The sequence below is a fragment of the Paenibacillus lautus NBRC 15380 genome (assembly GCF_004000945.1).
GTDB classification, from domain to species: domain Bacteria; phylum Bacillota; class Bacilli; order Paenibacillales; family Paenibacillaceae; genus Paenibacillus_AQ; species Paenibacillus_AQ lautus.
Genome location: NZ_BIMF01000011.1, coordinates 72,790 through 96,122, shown reverse-complemented (window position 1 = coordinate 96,122; position 23,333 = coordinate 72,790). Strand labels below are relative to the sequence as shown.

The 23,333-nt window shown below is 48.4% G+C and carries 24 protein-coding genes; 19 read left to right on the top strand and 5 right to left on the bottom strand.

Annotation, left to right across the window (positions count from 1 at the left end):
- Positions 1 to 18: 18 nt before the first annotated feature.
- The gene (locus PLA01S_RS19400) at positions 19 to 879 is read right to left on the bottom strand and encodes a helix-turn-helix transcriptional regulator (RefSeq protein ID WP_127593611.1); all 861 of its coding nucleotides are present in this window, start codon (positions 877 to 879) and stop codon (positions 19 to 21) included.
- Positions 880 to 1,070: 191 nt separating this feature from the next.
- Between PLA01S_RS19400 and PLA01S_RS19395 the strand changes: the two genes are divergently transcribed.
- Complete coding sequence (locus PLA01S_RS19395; RefSeq protein ID WP_127593683.1) at positions 1,071 to 2,945, top strand: beta-L-arabinofuranosidase domain-containing protein; 1,875 nt, start codon at positions 1,071 to 1,073, stop codon at positions 2,943 to 2,945.
- A gap of 90 nt (positions 2,946 to 3,035) precedes the next feature.
- On the opposite strand, the gene PLA01S_RS19390 is transcribed toward PLA01S_RS19395, so the two are convergent.
- Positions 3,036 to 3,953, bottom strand: coding sequence for an MFS transporter (locus PLA01S_RS19390; protein WP_272868161.1), 918 nt, complete (start codon positions 3,951 to 3,953; stop codon positions 3,036 to 3,038).
- 26 nt (positions 3,954 to 3,979) lie between these two features.
- A complete protein-coding gene (locus PLA01S_RS32865; protein WP_272868160.1) occupies positions 3,980 to 4,471 on the bottom strand; it encodes an MFS transporter in 492 nt (163 codons plus the stop codon).
- Positions 4,472 to 4,709: 238 nt separating this feature from the next.
- Here PLA01S_RS32865 and PLA01S_RS19385 point away from each other — a divergent pair, with 238 nt between their 5' ends.
- The 9 genes from PLA01S_RS19385 to PLA01S_RS19350 all read left to right on the top strand — a co-directional run bounded on the left by PLA01S_RS19385 (position 4,710) and on the right by PLA01S_RS19350 (position 13,611).
- Positions 4,710 to 5,087, top strand: a complete 378-nt coding sequence (locus tag PLA01S_RS19385) for a winged helix-turn-helix transcriptional regulator (RefSeq protein WP_127593610.1) — start codon at positions 4,710 to 4,712, stop codon at positions 5,085 to 5,087.
- A gap of 188 nt (positions 5,088 to 5,275) precedes the next feature.
- Positions 5,276 to 5,809, top strand: a complete 534-nt coding sequence (locus PLA01S_RS19380; protein ID WP_127593609.1) for a hypothetical protein — start codon at positions 5,276 to 5,278, stop codon at positions 5,807 to 5,809.
- Position 5,810: 1 nt separating this feature from the next.
- The gene (locus tag PLA01S_RS19375) at positions 5,811 to 6,665 is read left to right on the top strand and encodes an aminoglycoside phosphotransferase family protein (protein WP_246059679.1); all 855 of its coding nucleotides are present in this window, start codon (positions 5,811 to 5,813) and stop codon (positions 6,663 to 6,665) included.
- A 351-nt stretch (positions 6,666 to 7,016) separates the two neighbouring features.
- A complete protein-coding gene (locus PLA01S_RS19370) occupies positions 7,017 to 8,024 on the top strand; it encodes a LacI family DNA-binding transcriptional regulator (RefSeq protein WP_127593607.1) in 1,008 nt (335 codons plus the stop codon).
- A gap of 31 nt (positions 8,025 to 8,055) precedes the next feature.
- Positions 8,056 to 8,190 (top strand): hypothetical protein, encoded by a 135-nt coding sequence (locus PLA01S_RS32860; RefSeq protein ID WP_272868159.1) that lies wholly within the window; start codon positions 8,056 to 8,058, stop codon positions 8,188 to 8,190.
- 1 nt (position 8,191) lies between these two features.
- Entirely contained in the window at positions 8,192 to 9,868 is a 1,677-nt protein-coding gene (locus PLA01S_RS19365; protein ID WP_127593606.1) for a ribulokinase, read from the top strand.
- 140 nt (positions 9,869 to 10,008) lie between these two features.
- Complete coding sequence (locus PLA01S_RS19360; RefSeq protein ID WP_127593605.1) at positions 10,009 to 11,091, top strand: glycoside hydrolase family 172 protein; 1,083 nt, start codon at positions 10,009 to 10,011, stop codon at positions 11,089 to 11,091.
- A gap of 443 nt (positions 11,092 to 11,534) precedes the next feature.
- Entirely contained in the window at positions 11,535 to 12,491 is a 957-nt protein-coding gene (locus tag PLA01S_RS19355; protein WP_164817472.1) for an acetamidase/formamidase family protein, read from the top strand.
- A 73-nt stretch (positions 12,492 to 12,564) separates the two neighbouring features.
- Positions 12,565 to 13,611, top strand: a complete 1,047-nt coding sequence (locus tag PLA01S_RS19350; RefSeq protein ID WP_127593604.1) for an ATP synthase beta subunit C-terminal domain-containing protein — start codon at positions 12,565 to 12,567, stop codon at positions 13,609 to 13,611.
- A gap of 71 nt (positions 13,612 to 13,682) precedes the next feature.
- Here PLA01S_RS19350 and PLA01S_RS19345 read toward each other — a convergent pair whose 3' ends face one another.
- Positions 13,683 to 14,276, bottom strand: coding sequence for a TetR/AcrR family transcriptional regulator (locus PLA01S_RS19345; protein WP_127593603.1), 594 nt, complete (start codon positions 14,274 to 14,276; stop codon positions 13,683 to 13,685).
- Between the two features lie 159 nt (positions 14,277 to 14,435).
- On the opposite strand from PLA01S_RS19345, the gene PLA01S_RS19340 reads away from it, so the two are divergent.
- Together PLA01S_RS19340 and PLA01S_RS19335 are read left to right on the top strand one after the other, a co-directional pair.
- Positions 14,436 to 14,903 (top strand): DUF3574 domain-containing protein, encoded by a 468-nt coding sequence (locus tag PLA01S_RS19340; RefSeq protein WP_246059677.1) that lies wholly within the window; start codon positions 14,436 to 14,438, stop codon positions 14,901 to 14,903.
- Positions 14,904 to 15,058: 155 nt separating this feature from the next.
- Entirely contained in the window at positions 15,059 to 16,405 is a 1,347-nt protein-coding gene (locus tag PLA01S_RS19335) for a TcaA 3rd/4th domain-containing protein (protein WP_164817471.1), read from the top strand.
- Positions 16,406 to 16,467: 62 nt separating this feature from the next.
- Here the strand turns inward: PLA01S_RS19335 and PLA01S_RS19330 are convergent, their stop codons facing one another.
- Positions 16,468 to 17,454, bottom strand: coding sequence for a DNA-3-methyladenine glycosylase family protein (locus PLA01S_RS19330; RefSeq protein WP_246059675.1), 987 nt, complete (start codon positions 17,452 to 17,454; stop codon positions 16,468 to 16,470).
- A gap of 141 nt (positions 17,455 to 17,595) precedes the next feature.
- Here PLA01S_RS19330 and PLA01S_RS19325 point away from each other — a divergent pair, with 141 nt between their 5' ends.
- The 7 genes from PLA01S_RS19325 (at position 17,596) to PLA01S_RS19295 (ending at position 22,907) form a co-directional block, all read left to right on the top strand.
- Positions 17,596 to 18,192 carry a bifunctional transcriptional activator/DNA repair enzyme AdaA gene (locus tag PLA01S_RS19325; protein ID WP_127593600.1) on the top strand — a complete coding sequence of 199 codons (597 nt, stop codon included), beginning with the start codon at positions 17,596 to 17,598 and terminating at the stop codon, positions 18,190 to 18,192.
- Positions 18,179 to 18,727 (top strand): methylated-DNA--[protein]-cysteine S-methyltransferase, encoded by a 549-nt coding sequence (locus PLA01S_RS19320; RefSeq protein WP_127593599.1) that lies wholly within the window; start codon positions 18,179 to 18,181, stop codon positions 18,725 to 18,727. The genes PLA01S_RS19325 and PLA01S_RS19320 overlap by 14 nt, the downstream gene beginning before the upstream one ends.
- A complete protein-coding gene (locus tag PLA01S_RS19315; protein WP_127593598.1) occupies positions 18,720 to 19,433 on the top strand; it encodes a 2OG-Fe(II) oxygenase in 714 nt (237 codons plus the stop codon). The genes PLA01S_RS19320 and PLA01S_RS19315 overlap by 8 nt, the downstream gene beginning before the upstream one ends.
- A gap of 90 nt (positions 19,434 to 19,523) precedes the next feature.
- Positions 19,524 to 20,342, top strand: a complete 819-nt coding sequence (locus tag PLA01S_RS19310) for an SPL family radical SAM protein (RefSeq protein ID WP_127593597.1) — start codon at positions 19,524 to 19,526, stop codon at positions 20,340 to 20,342.
- 174 nt (positions 20,343 to 20,516) lie between these two features.
- A complete protein-coding gene (locus PLA01S_RS19305) occupies positions 20,517 to 21,281 on the top strand; it encodes an SDR family NAD(P)-dependent oxidoreductase (protein WP_127593596.1) in 765 nt (254 codons plus the stop codon).
- A 127-nt stretch (positions 21,282 to 21,408) separates the two neighbouring features.
- A complete protein-coding gene (locus tag PLA01S_RS19300; RefSeq protein WP_127593595.1) occupies positions 21,409 to 21,840 on the top strand; it encodes a GNAT family N-acetyltransferase in 432 nt (143 codons plus the stop codon).
- 254 nt (positions 21,841 to 22,094) lie between these two features.
- Positions 22,095 to 22,907, top strand: coding sequence for a DUF2785 domain-containing protein (locus PLA01S_RS19295; protein WP_127593594.1), 813 nt, complete (start codon positions 22,095 to 22,097; stop codon positions 22,905 to 22,907).
- Positions 22,908 to 23,333: the final 426 nt, after the last annotated feature.

The window sequence follows — 23,333 nt, the reverse complement described above, 5'->3', positions numbered from 1 at the left end:
AATGAATTGAAAAATTCGTTATGAGCGGTATTTTTGCCTAAAGGATTTGGGTTTGAAGCCTGTATAACGAACAAAGCAGCGAATGAAATACGGAAATGAACCGAACCCGGATTCTTCGGCAATGCATCCAATCGGATCATTGGTGTGGATCAACATTTGCTTTGCTTGTTCGATCCGATGCCGTGTCAGAAATTCCAGGGGCGTGCAGCCAAACGTTTTTTTCATACAGATCGACAGATAGTTCTGGTGGAAATGCATCGCATCGGATAATTGCTGGTAGCTCACCGGTTCTTTGTAATGTTGTCTCAAATAGTTGGCGGTTCGTTCGGCTATGGCATATTGAGGATTCTGATGCTGGATTCCTTCCTCTTCGGCCTGAAACAGCAGGAGCAGCTCATGCAGCAGCTGCTGCTGCTTCCAGCGTGCCGCGGAAGAAGATGATTGCTGAAGGTTCTGCAATTGTTCGATCAGGAGTCTCGCTTGCTCTATCGTGGGCAGCTCTCCATACTTGGGTATGTAAAAAGAAAAACTCTCGATCTGTACATAAGGCTGATCGGTTTGCGATAAGGCAAAAAGGGTCAGCTCCTCCGTTTCAATCCAACGACCGAGTGTCTGAAAATGCAGCCAATAAAAGTGGGTCTCCTCCTGACAGGGCAGATATGTCCGGTGCGCGGCATCGGGCCTTAGAATCAGGTGGCAGCCGCTCTGTACCCTGTAAGCAATGCCGTTCTCCTCCAGGAATAACGCCCCTCTTGTCACCAGAATCAGATCAAAGACGCCGATGTTATAGCGATCCGGATGTTTGTCTCCTACCTGATAGGTATCTTCTCCACAAATCATATAGTGCGGTAGCGGCGGCGCCGTGAACTGGAAGATCATCTGCGGCCAGGCCTCCTCCTCAAACGAGCTTTTCTCTATGATAATCGTTATGCTGATCCGGAATCAATAACACAGCATGTTGCAATCGGATAAAAAGATGTTGTTTCTGTGTATAGGGTACGCCTGGTTGAGATGGTATATTTCAACCAGAGTGTGCACCAACAAGACAGAAACAAGGAGCGTGGAAATTGATGCTGCATGATGCTGCCTTTAACAGCTTGCCACTTCGAGCAATTAAACCGACCGGCTGGCTTAAGAGTCAGTTGGAGATTCAAGCAAGCGGGTTTACCGGACATTTGGAAGAACAGTGGAAAGACGTGGGGGATGAGAATGGGTGGCTCGGCGGCCAAGGAGAGAGCTGGGAACGGGGACCGTATTATGTCGATGGCTTGCTTCCGTTAGCTTATTTGCTTGAAGACGAGTCTTTGATTGCCAAAGCGAATCGCTGGGTCGAGTGGTCGCTTGCCAGCCAGCAGGAAAATGGCATGTTCGGTCCGGCCCGTATAACCTCCGTCAATCAGGATATTGATAAGGAGCAGGACTGGTGGCATTACATGATCATGCTGAAAGTGATGATGCAGCATGAAGAAGCAACAGGCGATGAACGGATCATCCCTTTTCTGACGAAGTTTTTCACTTATGTCCATTCGGTTATCGAGGAACAACCGCTGCGGGGCTGGGCCCAAACAAGGGGAGCAGAGATGCTGCTGTGCATGGTGTGGTTATATAGACGTACGAAGCAGCCCTTTCTGTTAGAGCTTGCCGATATCGTTGCCGGACAAACCACGGACTGGAGCGATATCTTTCATGATTTTCCGTTCTGGCGAAAGGTCGAAGAGTGGGATTGGACAACCCATGTCGTGAATGTGGCGATGGGAATCAAAACGCCGGGCTTGCTGTATGAACTGAACGGAAATCCGGTGGAGCGGGAAAGCGTACATCGGGGCATTGATTCCCTGATGACGTACCACGGTCAAGCGCACGGCATGTTTTCGGGGGACGAGTGGTTATCCGGCACCCATCCGAGTCAAGGCGTGGAATTATGTGCCGTCGTGGAGTATATGTTCTCGATGGAGCAGCTGACGCGTATTTTCGGGGACGGACGTTTCGGGGATATCCTGGAAAAGGTCGCTTTTAATGCGCTGCCTGCCGCCATCTCTCCGGATTGGACCTCGCATCAGTATGATCAGCAAGTCAACCAGATGATCTGCAATGTCGCTCCGCGGTCCTGGAGCAACAGCCCGGACGCCAACGTCTTCGGTCTGGAGCCGAACTTCGGGTGCTGCACGGCTAACATGCATCAGGGCTGGCCCAAGCTGACCTCGCATTTATGGATGAAGGATCAGGAGGAAGGGCTTGTTGCCGTGTCCTATGCCCCATGCACGGTGAGAACCACGGTCGGTCGTCAAGGCGTTCCGACTGTAGTCGAGGTAACCGGAGAGTATCCGTTCAAGGATCGCATTCAAATTAAATTGTCGTTGGAATACGCGGAATCGTTTCCACTATCACTGCGCATCCCGGCTTGGTGCGACGATCCCGTCATAACTCTGAATGGGCGCGAATTGCCATTCCAGGTGGAGTCCGGTTATGCAAGAATCGTACAGAACTGGCAGAACGGCGACCGATTGGACATTCATTTGCCCATGGAAGTGAAGACCGTGTCGCGCAGCATGTACGCTACTAGCATTGAAAGAGGGCCGTTGGTGTATGTGCTGCCCGTGAAGGAGAACTGGCAGATGATCCGGCAGCGCGACATGTTCCACGATTGGGAGATATACCCTGCATCCCCGTGGAAATATGGTTTAGTCTCCGATACGTCATTCGAGGTACTTGAGCAGGATATGGTCCGCCAGCCGTTCCTGGCAAAGGATACACCTGTTAGGGTGAAGGTTAAAGGCCAGCTGATTCGGGATTGGAAGATGGAAGGCAACAACGCCGGAAACCCTCCGCTGCATCCGAACACGGACGGACAGCCCATTATGGAATTGGAGTTAGTTCCGTATGGAAGCGCCAGGCTACGGATCGGTGAATTTCCTCTGATTGGAGAGCGGAAAAAGGGGAGCTAAGAAATAAGCAAAAGTAAGCATGCTATAATCGGTTTATAATGAAGAATCCCCCTGTTTAGGGGGATTCTTGTTTATCCATCCGTCATCTCATCATGCTGTTGGCTGATCGATGGGTTTAACCACTTGTTCCGTCGGTTTACGGAGGAATAACCCCACGACGACCCCGAGAGCGGCCACAGCCATTACAACAAGGAATGTAAACGAGAATGCGTCAGCCCAAGCATCGATTTGCGGTACTGAATGAAAAGAAGCCGGAATACGGGTCGTCAACAATGTTGAGAAGACAGCCACGGCAAAGGAGCCCACCACTTGCTGTGAAGCATTGTTTAGGGATGTAACACGGTTGATTAACCCTTGCGGTGCAGCTTTCATGACGAAGGCATTCAAAGACATAGCATATAATGCATGGCCGGATCCCGATAAGGTCATTGCGACAATTATCGTTCCCGTTCCTCTGCCAGATGAATCCGTAAAGAGCAAGAATGCTCCCAGACCTAGAAGTGCAGTACCGATAATAACAAGCAGCTTTACACTCCGAATCCGGTCATACATACGTCCACCAATCTGCATGAGTACGATACTGGCAATGGCAGGTGAAATCATGAGCAGCCCAGTATCAAAAGCATTAAATCCTTTCACTTGCTGGAGATAAACGGGAACGAGAAAGAAGTTTCCATAGAATGCAGCGGCTGTTATCCATAGAATTAACATAGCACTTGTAAAAGACTTGGAGCGGAACAATCGCAGCTCAAGGAGAGGCTCGCTCATGCGAAGTTCAACCAGGATGAATAGTAGAAGCGCAGCAACACCAACCGCAAGGCCGATAATGGTCTGTATGGAACCCCATCCTGCATCGCCCCCTTGATTCACGCCATAGACGAGGGCGGCAAAAGCGATTGGACCAAAAATCATTCCGAGTTTATCCAGCTTGGCTTGAGTCTGATTCTTCAATTTAGGAAGATATCGTAGTCCAAACCAGATTCCTAATAAGCCTACAGGTACATTCACCCAGAATAAAGATGGCCAGCTAACGTTTAATCCACCAACCACCCGGCAAACACGGGGCCTATGGCTGGTGCAATAAGAATGGGAACGCCCAAGTACGATCCCATTACGGTCCCTACCTTATCAGGAGGACTGATCTGAAAGACAATGGCATAACCAATGGGCATGACTATGCCTCCTCCTAAGCCTTGAAGTACACGAAATAGTATAAATTGCTCTGCGTTGACCGAGAGTGCGCACAGAATAGAGCAGATTGTAAAAATGAAGATCGCCAGGATAAACATGCGCCTGCTGCCAAAACGGTCAGCCAGCCAGCCGGCTACCGGAATGATGGCCGCTTCGGCAAGAATATAACCCGTGGTCGCCCATTGCATGAAAGATAATGAGCTTTGAAAGGAATGCATTAGATTAGGAATGGCTACATTCATGGCTGTCATATTAAGTAGGACCATAAACATGCCAATGATAATAGCGAATAAGGGTGCGCGAATTTCTTTTATGGTAGTAATGGTGGTCGACATGTATTGTCTCCTTCTGTTATATTTTTTTGTTCGAAGCCACATCTCCGGATATGTGACCCCATTCAGAAAGAGAATCGCGCGATTCCAGGTGATACGTAAAGCAGTATTCAAGTTTGCACCTTGATAACAGCTATGTGCCAAATTATAATGACTCTAAACCAACAATAACAGTAGGCAATATTTATTGATTAGATCATTTAATATAGACCAACTTACTTTACGTTAGGGTGGTGATGACTTGAGCGATCGTTCAGAGCATGGTGAAGATTATGAAGAATGTACGGAGGTTATTGGCGAGGTTTTAAAAATAGTCGCAGTGAAACGCGCAGTTCACGTAATTGGTGAACTGCATGATGGTCCCCAGCGGTTTAACCGCTTGCGTCGGAGTTTGGGCAATATCAGCACGCAATCATTGACAGTGATTCTGAGGCATCTGGAGCAAAACGGCATCATTAACCGCCAGGTACTGCCGACTATGCCGGTTACCGTGGAGTATTCATTGACAGACCAGGGTAGAGAATTTGAAGATGTCCTAAATGTGATACATGATTGGGGAGCTTCTAGGAAAAAGCATCTGGCTCCATTAGGAAAAGCCAGTTCCTCAGCAGAGAAATAGATAAACGAAATTCACGAAAAACCGCGTTGATCGCGGTTTTTTTGTTGTACAGATATGCCTTCAAGGTTAAGATAAGTGTTTACGAAGCTCAGAAATACACATAATATGGAGTTATTGGAAAAGATGGTACTGGACCTCATCCCTTGATGTTAGGTTGGTGAAAGGGAAAATTACCGAAGGAGATCTTCATGAGAAAAAAAATAATAGTGGTCCTATTGCTTGTATTTGTTATTCTGATAAATGGCAATGCTCAACGAGATTCGATCGATATGCCCCTTTATGAGGGCAGAAGCCTCGTTATTGGGGTGATCGGAAAAACACCGCAAGTAAGGGAGGAGGGACATGTGAATTTTAAGGAGGTTACATTTGAGCAGTTAGAGGATTTAAACCTTTCCACAGAGCTTGACGCCGTTTTCATAACGAAAGAACATCTGGTGGAAGCTTCTGAGCCCAAGTATACAGAAGTTTATAACAAGGCTGAAGTTCCCTTTTTCTATATCGAGTCTAACAAATCTCATGTCCCCTTCACGATCGAAGAATTGTCCTATGATGAGGTTCCGGATCTTTCAACGGATATGTACGCAACAGGATACTACGGCAAGGATGCTGAGCATTGGGGTTACGGTTTATACAACGGTGTAATGAATGAGACCAATATCCAAGCTGTTTATTCGCGTATTTTCACAACCATCGAGTCGTTGCACAATGACGGAGGAACGTAATTTGCGAGAAATAAACTGGTTGAAGAAAAACGAGACGCTTGAGTTATTACTGGAACATGAAACTACATTTCAAGTCGTCCCGTTAGATTCCGGTCTGGAAGCAGAGGTGGTGAAGATCACCACATCACCGGCAGACTATGTACTAAAGGTATGGAATAAAGCGTCCAAGCCCGATGTTCAAATGCAATATCAAATATTGAATGCATTGTACTCGCACGGAAGAGCAGTATCGAAGCCTTTGGGCTGGGGGACAGACCGGAATGGCAATCCAGCGATGCTGACCAGTTACGACGGCACGCCCGTTCAAAAAGTCAATCGGCCTAAACTAGTAAAGCTTGCGAAGATGTTAATGGATATACATAAGCTGCCCCTGGATAGCCTGAACGGATTCGGGCTGCCGAGTTATGACTTCATCTCCTATTTTTATCCTCGAATTGATGAGTTTCCGGATATCCAACATCCATTGATGGAACTTGTTCAGCGTGCGAACATGAAACAAGAATATGTCATCCATGGCGATTATCACCTTGGCAATATTCTTGAGAATGAAAACGAACTGACCGTGATCGATTGGACGAATGTCCAAATAGGCGATCCCCGATATGACATCGCATGGTCGATTATCTTAATTTGGATATATGTAAGCGAGAAGCAAGCTTCCTTTTACCGTGCTGCATTTTGTGCCGAGAACCGTTACGAAACGGATGAGCTTGAGCTGTTTGAAGCCATAGCGTGCCTGCGCTGGGTTTTGCTCAGTAGAGCGGACCACCCACCCATTAGAAAGGATACGATCGCAAGGGTCAGGTCGATATTGAAGAGCAACGCGTATTTAAAATTCAAGCCTCTTGAAGTCTGATCCCCAAATACATCTCGGTTCCCTATTAATGTGTGCTTGATTTGAGGATTCTTGCAGTAGTACACTTGCCCCCCTAAGATACTATCATGCAAGACGGTTGATCGCAGTGGAAGCATCAACCGTCTTGCATGATGGTACGGGGCTTTTCTTCTATTAAAAGCAGCGTGATAACCCATCCAATCGACCAAGATTGAGATAAGTTAAAGCTCTGCAAAAAGCTCGATTAAACTTCTCTCCGAAGTTTGAATAAAGAGGGTTGACATAAGTATGTCCCATCTTGTAATCTGTGAATGTAATCGTTTACGTAATCGATTACATATCGGAATCATGACGTTTTGAGGTGAACAATGTTTGGCAAAAGCAACGATTAAACAAGTAGCAGCGGCAGCAGAAGTATCCACGGCAACCGTTTCAAGAGTGCTGAACGACAGCGATTATGTAAGCGATGAGATTAAAGAGCGAGTGATGGCGGCGGTGAACCAGTTGAATTACCGTCCAAGCGCCATCGCCCGCAGTCTGAAGCAGGACCGAACCTATATGATCGGGGTCGTCGTTCCCGATATTTCCAACCCTTATTTTATGGGCATTTCCAGAGGTATTGAGGATATTGTAGGCAAAGAAGGCTTTCAGCTTATATTCTGCAGCTCGGATGAGAATCCCGACAAGGAAAGACGATTGCTTAAGCTTATGCAGGAAAAGCGCGTGGACGCTGTCGTACTGGCGACGTCAGGCGGTAATGATCCAGCGATCCAGCAGCTGGCGGATGCCAAAATGCCGATCGTTCTCGTAGACCGAAAGCCGGACTCGCCGGAAGCGGGATTGACTCTCGATTTGGTAGCCGAGGACAATACCGAAGGCGCATCCCTCCTGACCCGGAAGCTGCTTGAGGATGGTCATACGGCAATTGGAGTAGTAAATGGTCCGACGAGATCCAGCACAGGCAGGGAACGTCTTGACGGTGTTCGGAAAGCGATGAAGGAATACGGCCTGAACGAGGAACCCATGGTGTATAACGGTGACTTTTCTACAGAGGACGGAATCCGGGCGGTGCGGCATTTTCTGAGTTCGGAGCGTCGGCCAACTGCAATTATATCCCTGAACAACCGAATGAGTCTTGGCGTTCTGCTTGAAATTGTACGCAGCGGTCTAAAGATTCCGGCCGACATAGCGGTAGCTTCTTTCGGTGAGGTAGAGGCCGGTCCATTACTCAAGGAATCGGGACTCTATTATATGAAGCAGCATCCCTATGACATGGGGATCAAAGCCGGGGAGATTCTTCTGCGTCGAATTCGCGATGAGGCCCCGCTGTCCGAGCCTGAAATTGAGATTTACAGCAATGAAGTGAAACAGCTGAATTAATCACCTTGGCATCGATGCTCCGCATTCCGGTGTGCATGCACAACGTTACGGAGGAACGGATATTCCAGCCAAGCGCCTGGGCCTCTTTCGGCTGATTGGAGCCGGTCTCGGCCGATTACCGGGCATGCGCAGCTTATGGTCCTTTGTACAAATAGGAGGCAGATAACATGAAGCAGTTATACACCATTGGCGTGGATTTCGGTACGGAATCGGGCAGAGCTCTGTTGGTTGATATCACGACCGGGCAAGAAGTTGCTACCCATGTGACGCCATACACGCACGGAGTCATGGACGAGGTGCTGATCCACTCGGGTTTGAAGCTGGAGCAGGATTGGGCGCTGCAGCATCCGGGCGACTACATGGAGGTGCTTCGGCAATCCATCCCGCGTGTGCTGTCGGAGGAAAACGTATCACCGGATCAAGTCATCGGGATCGGCATCGACTTCACGGCATGCACGATGATGCCGCTGGATGCCGGAGGGACTCCGCTGTGCATGCTGGAGGAATGGAGGAACAATCCGCATAGCTGGGTAAAGCTGTGGAAGCACCACGCGGCGCAGGATGAAGCGAACCTGATCAATGAAGCTGCTAAGCGGCGAGGGGAGAAATTTCTTGCACGTTATGGGGGGAAGCTGTCCTCGGAGTGGATGCTTGCGAAGTCTTTGCAGATTCTGAATGAAGCTCCCGAGCTGTATGAGCAAGCTGTACTGATCATGGAGGCCGCCGATTGGGTGGTCATGCAATTGACCGGTCAGCTCGCACGGAGCAGCTGCACCGTAGGCTATAAAGCCAATTGGCATAAACGGGAGGGGTATCCGTCCAAGGAATTCCTGCAGTCGCTTGATCCGAGGTTCGGGGCCCTCGTGGAGACGAAGCTGAGAGGCCCGATCAAGCCACTGGGTTCGAAAGCGGGCGGATTAACCGAATCGATGGCCGTTTTGACCGGACTTCTTCCGGGCACCGCGGTAGCCGTAGCCAACATCGATGCCCATGCCATGGTACCGGCCGTCAGTGTCGTAACCCCGGGTAAACTGGTACTCGCCATGGGAACCTCAACTTGTCATTTAATATTAAGCGACAAGGAAGTGACGGGGGAAGGCATTTGCGGTGTCGTCGAGGACGGGATCATTCCCGGTTATTACGGGTATGAGGCAGGACAATCGGCCGTTGGCGATATATTCGCCTGGTATGTGGATGAGGCAGTACCGGAATATGTCCGACGCAAGGCTGCCGAGGAGCGCCTTGGCATTCATGAGTGGCTTGAGAAGGAAGCGGCGCAATACGCGCCTGGCCAAAGTGGCCTGCTGGCTCTGGACTGGTGGAATGGAAGCCGTTCCGTACTGATGGACGCCGATCTGAGCGGCGTCATCCTTGGAGTGACCCTGCAGACCAAGCCGGCTGAAATATACCGGGCACTGCTGGAGGCCACCGCCTTTGGAACGCGGGCGATCATCGAGGCCTTTACCGAAAGCGGCGTAGAAGTCCAGGAGCTCTATGCTTGCGGCGGATTGCCGCAGCGAAACCGGCTGCTGATGCAAATTTATGCCGATGTTACCGGCAGAGAAATCAAAATAGCCGATACCGTCCAGACGGCTGCTTTTGGTGCAGCCATGTTCGGCGCCGTGGCGGCAGGCAAAGAGCAGGGAGGCTTTGGGAGCATCGTAGAGGCGGCAGAAGTCATGGCTCGTGTTCGCGAAGAGACCTTTAAGCCGATTGAGGCCAATGTGCGTGTATATGATCAATTATACAAGGAATATAAAGGACTTCATGATTATTTGGGAAGAGGCGAAAACGGGGTGCTGAAACGCTTGAAGGCATTACGAAGCGGAAAATCGCCGGAATGATGCAAGAGTGAACACCTAAATGAACGCGTGATTGCCGCTTTGCAGGCCTCGTTCGTCATGATGTATTGTCCCGAAAATGAAAAAACAAAACAGCAGTGGGAGCGGGCGTAACGATATCACATACTAAGGAGTGATAATAGATGATGAACTTTAATGGGCTTAACATGCACCTCGGAAATTTATCCCGGCTGTCCAATGCGCAGACGAGATCCATCAGCGCGGAGAATTTTACCGGTGAAAAAGGAGAGGGCGGTATGGCCACCGATGGCACGGGCGCAGCGGCTTCCAGGGACTTGGGCGTGGGCTGGAAGGTCTCTCCTTCCGTGGAGATCTTACCTGGAGAAACCTTTACGATGGGTGACATTCAGGGTCCCGGGGCGATTCAGCATATCTGGCTCACCTGCCATCCGACGCTGTGGCGCAATCTGATTATCCGCATGTATTGGGATGATGAGCAGGACCCTTCGGTTGAAGTACCCGTCGGTGATTTGTTCTGTAACGGATGGGGCGAGCGCAGCGATGTCAATTCGATTCCGGTTGCCGTGAATCCGGCCGGCGGCATGAACAGCTACTGGCAGATGCCCTTCCGCAAGCATGCCCGTTTGACGATGGAGAACCGTGCGCCGGAAAAGGCAGTCCTTTACTATCAAATTGACTATACGCTGACGGACATCCCGGATGATGAGGCTTATTTTCACGCGCAGTGGCGGAGAACGAATCCCGTTCCTTATAAAGAGGTTTACACCATTCTGGATGGGGTGACTGGACACGGTCACTATGTAGGGACTTACCTCGCCTGGCAGGTGAATAATAACGGCTGGTGGGGTGAAGGCGAGATCAAGTTCTATATGGACGGGGATCAGGATTATCCGACCATATGCGGTACGGGAACGGAAGATTATTTTGGTGGTGCTTGGAATTGGGAGCAGCCGATTGGTACCTATCGAACCTACTCGACGCCATATTTGGGGATGCACCAAGTGCTGAAGCCCGATGGATTGTATCGAAGTCAGCAGCGTTTTGGCATGTATCGATGGCATGTCATGGATCCAATCCGCTTTCAAAACGATCTTCGCGTGACCATTCAGGATCTCGGCTGGAGGTCCGGAGGAAGGTATCTTCCGCAGCAGAGCGATATTGCATCGACGGCGTTCTGGTATCAAGCCGAGCCCCATGCGCCATTCCCAGAGCTTCCGGATAATGATGAGCGGGAGGTTATATAAAGGAGGAGCTATTGCTTACCAGCCGGTAAGGTGATAGTGTGAATAAATGGAGCCTTTTGCGGGAGCGCATGGCGCTTCCAAAGAAATGAACTATGCGCCCGATCAAACCTGATAGAGTGCAATGAGAATGACCGGACGTATAGTAACGGATACCATTACGATGAACGCTCCATCGTTAGCTGATATGAAATTTAACTGGACATGGTGATGAGAACCGTCCCTCGCAGTGATACTGCGCAGCGGACGGTTTTTTATGCTCCGACGACCCACCATGGTACAACCGGGAATGAGCAATGGATTGCGTTAAGAGTAATTATTATTACGTCTTGAAGTAATTAATTGTTGACTCTAAGAGTAATTTAAAATACCTTATAAAGTAACAGGGTGAGAATATGAGATATGGAATGGCCACTCTGATTACGGCTGTGAAGGGAGAAAGATGGATGTCACAGGTTCATATGCTAAAACCGGATATTCATACGCTTCATGGATTCTTCAGCAGGGAACTGGAGCCGGCGCTTTATATTCAGTCCGGGGATACCGTCGTGTATCAAACCCTGGACGCGGGTTGGGGACTGGAGAAGCGTTCTGCCCCAGGAGCGTCGAGAACGAAGTTTACGGAGCGTAAGCCGGAGCGGCAGGAGAAGCATTTTGGGCATGCTTTATTGGGTCCCGTCCATATTCAAGGGGCCGAACCCGGCCTTACATTGGAGATCCAGATCAACGAAGTCGTTCCCGGATCGTGGGGGTGGACCTCTGCCGGCGGTTTTCCCAGCTATTGGAACGAGAAGCTGGGCATGGCCGACGCCAAGGAAGTGACGCTGGACTATGAATTGGATACCCGGACAATGACAGGCAGGAGCCAGTTCGGAAATTTCAAGTACAGCGTCGGTCTGAAGCCGTTTATGGGGATTATGGGCATGCCCCCGAAGGAAAAAGGCAAGCACTCGACTTTTGTACCGCGCCCATATGGAGGAAACCTTGATTGCAAAGAATTAACCGCCGGCAGCACCTTGTATCTGCCGATCCCGGTGGATGGCGGGCTGTTCTCAACAGGGGATGGACATGCGGCTCAGGGAGACGGCGAAGTTAGCGGTCCCGCCCTGGAATGCCCCATGGAGAAGGTGTGTCTAACCTTTCATATCCGAGACGACATGCCCATAACGATGCCCAGAGCCAAGACGAGTACCGGCTGGCTTACGATGGGGTTTCACGAGGACCTGGACGAAGCAATGTGGATGGCATTAAGCGGGATGCTGGATCTCATGACCGAGCTTTACTCTATTTCAAGAACGGAGGCGTACGCCTACGCCACCTTGACGGTGGATCTGAGGGTAACCCAGATCGTGAACATCCTTAAGGGCGTGCACGCATTTTTACCTTTTGGGGCATTGAGGTGAAAGGAAGTTAAGATTCTTTTCTGAAAGAGATGAAGCAGTACCATCAATCTATCACTTAAAAGGGTGTACGCACTTGGACAATCTGAAGCTGAATGTATCACTTTTACGACAAAGGGTTCCGAACCTGACCAGCGCAGCCAAATCCGTCGGATTGCGGCCCGCCACAGTCTCCAACCTTTGTACGGGAAAAATACCCGTTGGTCGGGCGGAAGTCCGCACCATTGCCGCATTGGCATCTCTGGCGAAATGCAGTCTGGATGAACTGATCCTGCGCGGGGAAAGCGTGGAGATGATCGAAACCGGCATCAAACCGCTTGATCTATTTGCCCCTTTGGCAAAAGGCGGTACCGTTGGTCTGGTCGCCCGTCCCGGTATGGGTCAACTCGTGCTGCTCGGCGAGCTGTTTCATCACTTCAAGCAAGAAGGGTTCATGACGATTTTGCTAAAGCCGGAAGGCGAACATCCCGAACTGCAGGATATGCTGAATGACGTAGAAAAGGTTGCTTTTTCTATAGAAGAAACCTATTCCATTGTGGCGAATGCGAATACCGAGAAAGACATTGTGTTTGCAGCAGACCGGGAGCACGTCTTGACCGGCAAAATCTACGATCTTCAGGAACGTTTTCAACAAGAGGGCATGAGGCAGGTCACGACTTTTCTTGTGGACCTCAAAGGTGCGGTTGTTGATGAAGACATGCCTTACGGACCGCTGGAGACGTTGTGGTATTTCGATGCCGATCTGGCGGCAAGACATATGTTCCCTGCGGTCAACCCGTTATATTCTACATCATCCGTATCAGAAGGCGTTCATCTGGATCAGGCTCACGTATCGATCCAACAGCGGGCCCAGAAGCTGCTGCGCCGTTATCGCGAGCTGCGTTCACTGGTTCAAGTTCGAGGATTGCAGGCCATTCCGGCATCCGAGACGGAGGTTTATGAGAGGGGAGAACGGCTCGAGGCCTATCTTACGCAGCCTTTTTACGTTGCCGAAGCTTATACCGGGTTACCAGGCGAGCGGGTGCATTTGCAGGATACGCTGCATGATGTTCAAGCTATTTTGAACGGCAGCATGGATCACCGATCAGTGGAGAGTTTATCCTGGATCGGGAAACTGAATTAGTCCAAAAACCATAAAAGCCGATTCCTAATTGCGAAGCAGGATTCGGCTCTTTGGCGTATAAAAAGTACTATTTACTTTGGTTCCCGGATTTGAAGCAGCTCAAGGATCACAAGCAGCATTTCTTCCAATTGGACCCGTTCATCAACGAAGTGCTGCAGATTAATTCCATTAAAGATCGCCATGGATGCTGTTGCAAGAATCCTGGCGTCCAACGGGCTGCCCACAATGCCTTCATCCTTCATCACTTGGAAAAAGTGTGCGAGAAATTGTCTCCATTCCTCCATCTGTTGAATAAGCCTTTCCTTGACCATTGGCAGCTCATTCGAGTTCATGCACCCTTGAATCAACAGCATAGAGGATCCTTGCTTATACGATTCTCTAACTAAACGCAGCGAATAGTCCTTGAAATTTGTAAGCAAATTTCTGTCATTCCGTGCCAGCGCGGCCTTCAGATCATCGAAATAAAAATCAATGCCATCTTTAATTATGGTAAGCAAGAACTCCTCTTTGCTGGAAAAGTGAGCATAGAAGCCTCCCTTGGAGTATCCTGCATGTTTTACAATTTGATCTACGCTTGTACTGGAATAACCTTGGCGAGAGAACAGCTCTACTCCGGACCTCATTAATTTTTCGATGGTTTGCTGTGATTGCTCCTGATTTCCCATCCAAAATTCCCCTTTTTATAATTCTGACGTCCCATTGATTATAACATATCTCTTTTATATAATATTCCCAACTAATACCGACTGGTTGGTATCCAAACTGGAATTGTGATTGTGGCTTGGAACCGCTCGGTGAAAAAAGGTGTAAAGGAGATAAGAGTGATGAAAAAGAATTGGATGATTACAGTTGCAATTGTAATTCTGTTGGCTTTGGTTCTCGTGCCGGTCCAGCAGTCTTACAGTGCGGAGGGGGCAGCGACAGCTGGCGTTACGGGGAGTGCTCTTGACGGACAGTTTCACCTCAGCCACGTGGTCAAGATTTATATCCCATCCACGGTGAAGGGGAATATTCCAATCACTGAGGAAGCACAGCAAAAGTTTGTTGATCAGGCACTAACTAAATTCTCGGAATGGTTTGGCGGCGCTACGGCTGTAGACGGTGAAGGTGCTTGGGTCGATAAAGACAAATCATTGGTCAAGGAGGATGTGACGATCGTGTACGCTTTTGCTGAATCATTGGATAAAAAATCCTTGGATCAAGTGGTGGCCTACGCGAAGCAGGTGAAAGAGGATCTCGCACAATCTTCGGTATCCATTGAGGTGGATGGCAAGATGTATTTCATTGAATAAAACCAGCGGGCTAAATAATGACTGGAATTATAATGCGTTTTAACATATTTCATTTATCTAAAATCATTAAAAATATGAGGCAGAAGGATCTTCTGCCTTTTACTTTGTCAATTTGGAGGGAATTCATGAGCCAGCCATCCAATAGTGGGCCGAGTATGCAACCGATTGGACTCAGGTTTAAAAATAAGCCTGTCCTCATTATCGCCGCTGTCATCGTTATTGCCATAGTTTTGATATTAGTGTTTTCAGCAGGGTCTAAGGGAGATAAACAGGCATCCGAGACCATTCGGAAGTTTCAAAATGCAATAGCGGCAGAAGATACTCAAGCTTTGAAAAAGCTGCTGTCCGTGGACGACGAGGCCATGGAGGCGACGGAGGACCGTCTGCATCGGCTGATCCAGTATATGAAGGAAGAACCGGAATATTATGAGGAAACGCTGGAGATTATCGCTGGGCAACAGGCTGTGTTGGAGGAAGCAGACTATGTAAACACCGGTTTGCTGGACAGCATGTCGCCAGAAGAACTTCTAAATGCGGGCGAGTTGTATTTAAAGAAAGAGTCGGGATTCTTATCCGATACGTTCAAAATCGGCGTTCGTCCGCAATATTTGAGCATAACGCTCGAGAACGATAATGGTACCATAAAGGTGGATGGTAAAGAGATATTGAAGGTTGCCAAGGATAATCAAACGTCGAAAATGGGGCCGCTATTCCCCGGTGAGTATCAGGTTGATTTAACTACCACGTTTGAATATGCGGACAAAGAAATTACCGAGAGCGAGACGGTCAGCTTATTCGGCTTGGAATCCGAGACCGATTATTCTAGATATGTCACGGGCGAGCAGGTCAAAATTAACAGCGATCTTGGGGAAGTCCAACTGTATCTGAACGATAAGCCGACTCCTTTTATACAGAGAAGTTACATGGATACCGAACAGGAATCGTCGGATTATTTTTATCCAGCCTTCGACGATGGATCGCAGAAAATCTATGGCGTGGCTAAATTTCCTTGGGGAGAAGCCAAAAGCGAGCCGGTCAATATAGAAGACCTATCATCCGATTATGATATAACGCCGAAGCTTCAAGAGGAGACGGCACACGAAGTGATTGATTTTGTCCGTCAATTCTTAGACACCAGAGCAAAAGCGTATGGCTCTAAGGACGTTAGCGAACTAGAGAAAATCTACCCTCATCATGAAGGCGATTTACTCCAAGGTGTCCTGGACGGTCTCGGTAGTTTGTATTACTCGGGTGCGTACTCCGAAAGAACCTTGAAAGAAGTGGAGTTTGAAGATATTTGGATTTCCGATGATCCACTTGAGGACGTCAAGGTTTATTACGATATAGAATTGGATCAATATGTGATTCAAGTGACCGGGATCGTGGCGGAATATATACTGACACTATCTGATGGTGAAATCGATGATATCGATAATACCCAATTATTGAATTTAAGTATTGGTTACGAAGATGGAGCTTGGACGGTTTTAAAGGTGTTTTAAATTAACGAGGGGGATGTCTCTGACGGAGCTACAAATGTAGACGTGGGCATCCCCTTCTTTCTCTAATAGAGAAACCTCCACAGATAAAAGGTGGCGTAGGATTCCCAGTTCGCCCATGCTGCCGACAGCTCCAGTATCTCCTTCTTCGTCGGTTTGACCTCCAAACCCAGCAGATGTTTGATGGCATTGTGCAGACCCACATCATCGATCGGAAAAGCCGCCGGCATTCGCAAACAGCGCATCAGCACATAGTTTGCCGTCCACGGTCCGATCCCCCGAATGCTGACCAATTGTTTCTCCGCTTGTTTCAAGCTGCCTGCTTCAAGCAGCTGCTCCTTCGTCAATTTTCCTTCTACCATAAGCTGGGCCACTCCGATAAGATACTCGCCTTTTTTCACGGTCATCCGAAGCCCGTCCAAGTCTTCAACACGTAGCGGTGCAATGTCCTCAGGTCTTGGAAAAATCCAATAAATCTCTCCTTCACACTCCACGCGGCAGCCGAAGGCTTCAACGAAACGTCTTTTTAACGTATAGGCATAGGCCAGGTTAATTTGCTGCCCCAGAATGCCCCAGCACAAAGCCTCGAACAAATCGGGAATGCCCATGTTGCGAAGCCCATAGAAGGATTGAACGGCTTGACTGAGCAATGGATCTGCCTCCGCCATCGTATAGAACGGTATGAGATCGGTATTCAGATCGAACCAGTCTCGGACATAACCCGCAACTTCCTCTCGCTTGCAGGGATCGGATGGGGCGGTATTCCCCAAGAACCGAACAAGGATTGCTTGCTTTTGAGGCTCCGCACGGACTTCAATTACAGCGATATCACCATCAAGTGGGATAGCCCGGTAGATCCTGTCATTCCGGATATGATAAAGACATTCGTTCGGCGATCTTTGCAAATAATTGAGGTTCTCCGTAAAACTGAACTCCTTCGGTACAAAAAGCCTTACTGTATGGGCATGGTCTTCCCAACTGTCCTGGGGGAGTTGATTCTCGATAGGATATCGCTTGTCGTCATGTGTCTGGTTTCGTTCCTGCATCTTCATCGTTTCCTTTCGCTCCTGGAATTATCTATACTAGTTGTACCATAAACAGGGGGCGTATAATTTTGTTATCTTGCTCTTCTATTCCAAAAAGCGTACAACAAGGATATCCTGTGGTTATAATGTTAGCGGAGGTGAGGAAACGTGGCATACCGGATACAACCGACTGAAGCCCAGTGGAAAGCTATTATCGACAACGACAAGGATAGTGACGGCAAGTTTTTTTATGCGGTGCAGACAACGAGGATCTTCTGCAGACCATCCTGCAAATCCAGACCCCCGAAGTTTGAAAATGTACGCGTGTTTCAATCGGCCGATGAAGCGAGAGCTGAGCGCTTCCGACCATGCAAAAGGTGCAAGCCGACGGGAGAACGCCTGCCGGACCATGAATGGATTGAACTCGTCACCGAGTATATCGATAAACACTACACGGATCATTTGTCGCTTGATGTATTGGCCGATGTGAGCCACGGCAGTCCGTACCATCTGCACCGGATCTTTAAGCGCGTCAAAGGTCAGACCCCGATGGAATACATTCAAGATTACCGGATCGGCAAGGCCAAGGAACTCCTGACGAATTCCAGCTTGGCCATTTCGGATATCGGCCATAAGGTGGGCATGGAGAACACGGCTTATTTTATCACGCTGTTTAAGAAGAAGACGGGGATGACTCCCCTTAGCTATCGCGGGCAATATTTGAAAAATACGAGTGCGGAGGTGCACGATCATGAAATCCAATAATTCAATTACCATGAACTGGACTCAACTGCGTCATGATAACTGGAGCGTATACATCGCGGCCACGGAGCAGGGCTTATGTTACGTCGGATCACAGGATAAGCCTTTAACAGAGTTGGAGGACTGGGTACAAGCGAAATTCCCTGGCTGTGAACTCGTGAAGAATGATGAAGCCATGCAGTCGTATGCCGCCGAGATGGTGGAGTATTTTCAGGGGAAGCGCGATCGGTTTGAGTTGGCTATGGATTACAAGGGGACCGCTTTTCAGATGGCGGTATGGAATGCGTTGTGCCAGATCCCGTATGGGCAGACTTTTACGTATTCTGACATCGCCAACCAGATTGGAAAGCCGGGAGCGGTTCGAGCTGTAGGAGCGGCTATTGGAGCTAATCCGCTGCTGATAACAGTGCCTTGTCATCGGGTAATTGGCAAAAGCGGCGCTTTGACGGGGTATCGCGGGGGGCTTGCCATGAAGACCCGGCTGCTGGAGCTTGAGGGTGAGCGAGCCAGGATGAGGGAGTCTATGAAGTATGCCTAAATCGTTGCCACAACGCATAGCAGGGCTGGATTGGGCAGGGATACAAGCAGCTCTGGATGAACAGGGATATGCGGTCATTCCAAAGCTGCTGCTGCCTGAAGAGTGTACAGAGATTATCAACACATATTCGGAAGAGGAGCGGTTCCGAAACACGATCAATATGGCTAGGTACCGGTTTGGGATCGGAGAGTACAAGTATTATCAAGCTCCGCTTCCAGAATCGCTGCAGCAGCTTCGGGAAAGCTTCTATCCTGAGCTTGCACTGACGGCTAACCGCTGGTTGACGCAGCTTGGGCATCAACAGAGGTATCCGGAGAGATTGGATGCGTTTCTCGAGATGTGTCACGCGCAAGGGCAAGAGCGTTCGACGCCGTTGATTTTGAAATATGAAGAGGGCGGCTATAACTGCTTGCATCAGGATTTGTACGGAGATGAATTCTTCCCGTTTCAAGTGGTGTTTGTGCTGAATGAGAAGGAAGTCGATTACACGGGCGGAGAGTTTCTGCTTATGGAGCAGCGGCCGCGGGCACAGAGCCGGGGACATGTAATCACCTTGGAACAAGGGGCGGGGTTAATCTTTCCAACCAACCATCGTCCCGTTCAGGGAGCGCGGGGGTATTACCGGACCACGCTTCGGCATGGCGTCAGCACGATTACGTCGGGGACCAGATACAGCCTCGGGATTATTTTTCATGATGCGAAGTAGAGGGGGGCGTGTGTGTTTACTCACTCATTATGGGATGGGAGGAGCGAAATAGTATAATAGAAGAAAGTGTAGAAATGAGGTGTGTCCAAGGTGAAACATGAAGTGTACTATAAAACGCCGAAGACCCTACTCAATAAAGGAACGGGATTCCTGAATGGATACAGCCATACATTGAACCCGTATACGGGCTGCGCCTTCGCTTGTTCTTACTGCTATGTCCGGCAAATGCCGGTATCGATATTCCGCAATCAGGAATGGGGAAGCTGGGTCGACATTAAGCTCGAATCTGCTGATATATTGCGAAAAGAACTGAAGCGTGCCAAGTCCAAGGGACCCGTCACGATCTTCATGTCTTCCAGCACCGATCCTTACCAGCCGGTTGAGGCCAAGGAAATGGTGACTCGCGCGTTGCTTGAGGTGATGGTCGGCGAGCCGCCGGATTTTCTGCTCGTACAGACGCGCAGTCCGTTGATCCGGCGGGATATCGATCTGCTGCAGCAGTTAGGAGAACGCGTGCGGGTAAGCATGACGGTCGAGACGGACCGTGAGGAGATACGCAAACATTTTACGCCGTCTGCCCCGCCGATCCAAGCGAGACTGAAGACCCTCGCACTCCTGAGGGACGCAGGAATTCCCGCTCAAGCAGCGATTGCACCCGTGCTTCCGAGCTCGGAGGCTTTCCCACTGATCCTGCGGCAACTCGTTCATCGCGTGTGCATCGACGATTATTTTATGGGGGACGGCAGTGGCGGTAAACGTACGAAGAGACTGCCAGTTCAGGCTCTGTATGAGGAGCTTGGGGAGCAGGAATGGTACGATCCTACTGCTTATCAAGTGGTCTACGATCGATTTAGCAGAGAGTTTCCGGAGGAGCAGTTGTTTGTGAGCCAGCAGGGTTTTGAACCTTAGGGGATAGGTTGGCAAGTATAGTAGATAATCCGTGATTCATGGATTAGATAGACTTTGATAGGTTTAGGCGAGGACTGGGAGAACGTTTCCGGTCTTTTTTGCCATGTCTGCTGGTAGAGGATTATGGTATGATAGGCGAAAATAACCAGTCAAACGTAGAGGAGCGAATGAACAATGAAGATGGATTTGACGGATAAAATTGCGTTAATTACGGGAGCCGCGGGCCAATTAGGCCGCGTCATGGTCAGAACTCTAGCAGAATGCGGCGCGGATGTGGTTATTCACTATCGTGGGAGCCAAGCCAAGGCCGAAGAGCTTCAGCGAGAAGTAGAGTCGATGGGAAGACGAGCTTTCCCGGTGCAAGCCGATGTGACGGATCAAGCTTCGGTGAATGCCATGCGGGATGCGGTGCTTGAACACTTCGGTGCGCTCCCGCATATCATTGTTGCCAATGCCGTCGAATCCTATCAATGGACATCCGTCTTGGAGCAAGCGCCGGAAGATTACGAGAGTCAGTTCCAATCCTGCGTCATGCAAAGCGTCTATCTGGCGAAAGCCTTCGTACCTGCTATGATCGAGCGTCAAAGCGGCCGTTTCATCGGGATCAACACCGAATGTTCGATCCAAAACTTTCCGAGCCAGTCGGCCTACGTTGCGGGAAAACGCGGCATGGACGGCGTCTACCGCGTGCTCGCCAAAGAGATCGGCGAGCACGGTATCACCGTCAACCAGGTCGCGCCAGGCTGGACGATCAGCGACCGCGATCGGGAGAACGGAACCGAACACAGCGCCTCCTATGAAGCCTCCGTTCCATTGAAGCGCCGCGGAACGGACCAGGAGATCGCCAATGCCGTGGCATTCCTGGCTTCGGACTTGTCATCGTTTATTACCGGGGCATATATCCCAGTGTGTGGCGGGAATGTGATGGTGGGGATCTAGAGGTTTCGTTAATGGAGTGAGTTCAGCCGTGTTCATGAACTTCGTGGATTCTCATTGTGATGGGGATTTGCGAAGTTCGTGGATTTGGAGTTATGTGAAATCAGCCTAAATACAGAGGAGAATGTGAATGATAATTCGTGAAGCTGAAACAAATGACGCCGAAGCTATTGAACGACTATATAAAGAGTTGCTTCCAAACAACACAAAAATAAAAGTGTTGGAAGATAGAATAGAAGAAATTAAACAAAATCCTAATAGTTTCTTGTTCATTTGCGAAGTAGACCAAGAGATCGTTGCCACTGCACATCTGCATCTATGTTTAGATGCGTTGATAGAGTCACAACCTTTTGGGGTTGTAGAACGTGTAATTGTATCTGGAAACAGACAAGGTCAAGGTTATGGATCGCTCATTATGAAGCATATTGAAGATCTGTGTATTTCAAGGGATTGTGTTAAGGTCTTTTTAACAAGCGGAGCTTCGAGGAAGCAAGCACACGAGTTCTATACAAAGTTAGGTTATGACGGTGATTCGAGTAAAGCCTTTAAGAAGTACTTATAATTTTTGAAAGTTTTTCGAAGATGAGGCAGACATCACATAACACCATATTCCCGCAGCGGGACGTTCGCCCCTTGTCCGCCAAGAGCGAAGGGATTTCACTGCGGAGCGAATTCAGAGGTACAGGGAAGCGTTGGCGGACAACCCTGCGAACCTAACCGCGCCGCGACCGGCCCTTCGGGCCTTAAGGTTCTCGGGTTCGGGAATACATAAACGTTATCGGAGATTCGGGAGATATCTAAAATAAGGAGAAATATATGAACAAGATAAAAGAACTTCTAAGAGATGTAAGGAATAATAATTATAAAGTTCCTAAAGGAACAGAAATGAATCAAGTAGTTCAAGAAATGATTCAACACATTGGGTCGATCGATGAGGAATTAAGGGATCAGCTCATTTATGGAACTTTAAGTAAATGGATAATGAATCAAGAACTAAGTATAGAAATAGTAAGACAAGTGTTGTACGTTACTTTAGATGATGATCATTTATTCTATGGAATAGGTGATAACGATCAAGATACAGTATTTACGCGTTCTTTTTCAGTCTTGTTCATACCGCTTGCTTTACATTATAACGATATCTTCAATTATTTAACTGAAACTGATTATGAATATATTTACTCTAGAGTGACTTTATATTTTGAACTTGAAAAGGATTTAAGAGGATATATATTAGATAAGGGATGGGCACATTCGATTGCACATGCAGCTGATGCTTTAGATTCTATTGTAGCCTCGTCCTATTATTCTCATAAACAGATATTGATTATTTTAGAAATGATAGGGGAAAAGGCTTGTGTTAATAACCATTACTTTATAAACGGTGAAGATGATAGGATAGCAGAGGTAGTTATTCAAATTGTAAAACGTAATATTCTAAAGAAAGATATTTTAATTAATTGGGTGCAACAACTTGGAGGCTTTGAAAGATTGGGAATGTATCCTCAAGATGAGATTAAAAGAGGAAATACCAAAAACCTTTTACGAAGTGTCTATTTTAAATTACTGGATATTAGTGGATCTGAAGTTATAACAAATGAAATAATAAAAACATTAAAACAGCTTTAAAAAACAAATCTAATTCTAGCTAAATCGAAGAAGTCCCGAACGAACGATAACAACATATCACGCGGGCATTTGGCCCTTGGTCTACAAGAGGCTTTTCGAAGAGGTAATTCAGCAGACAACCCTGTAAGGTTAAGTGGCGGAGCCAAGTAAGTAAAAGGTCCTTAATACTTCAATACGAATTATGGTTTGTTTCATTGTTGTGATTTTATTATGATTTTGATAACGATTTGGTGAGTGAACGTTAAATAACAGATTTCTCACCCGCATACATAGGTCCAGCAAATTATAATGATATCAAAGAATTATTTACAAATTCGGGGTTAGGAACTTATTGGGATGCCTTTAAGCCATTGATTGACGGACCATATAGGAACAGAAGAAGTTGTTCGACTAATCCTAAATAAGACTGTTAAGAGGAACGATGTG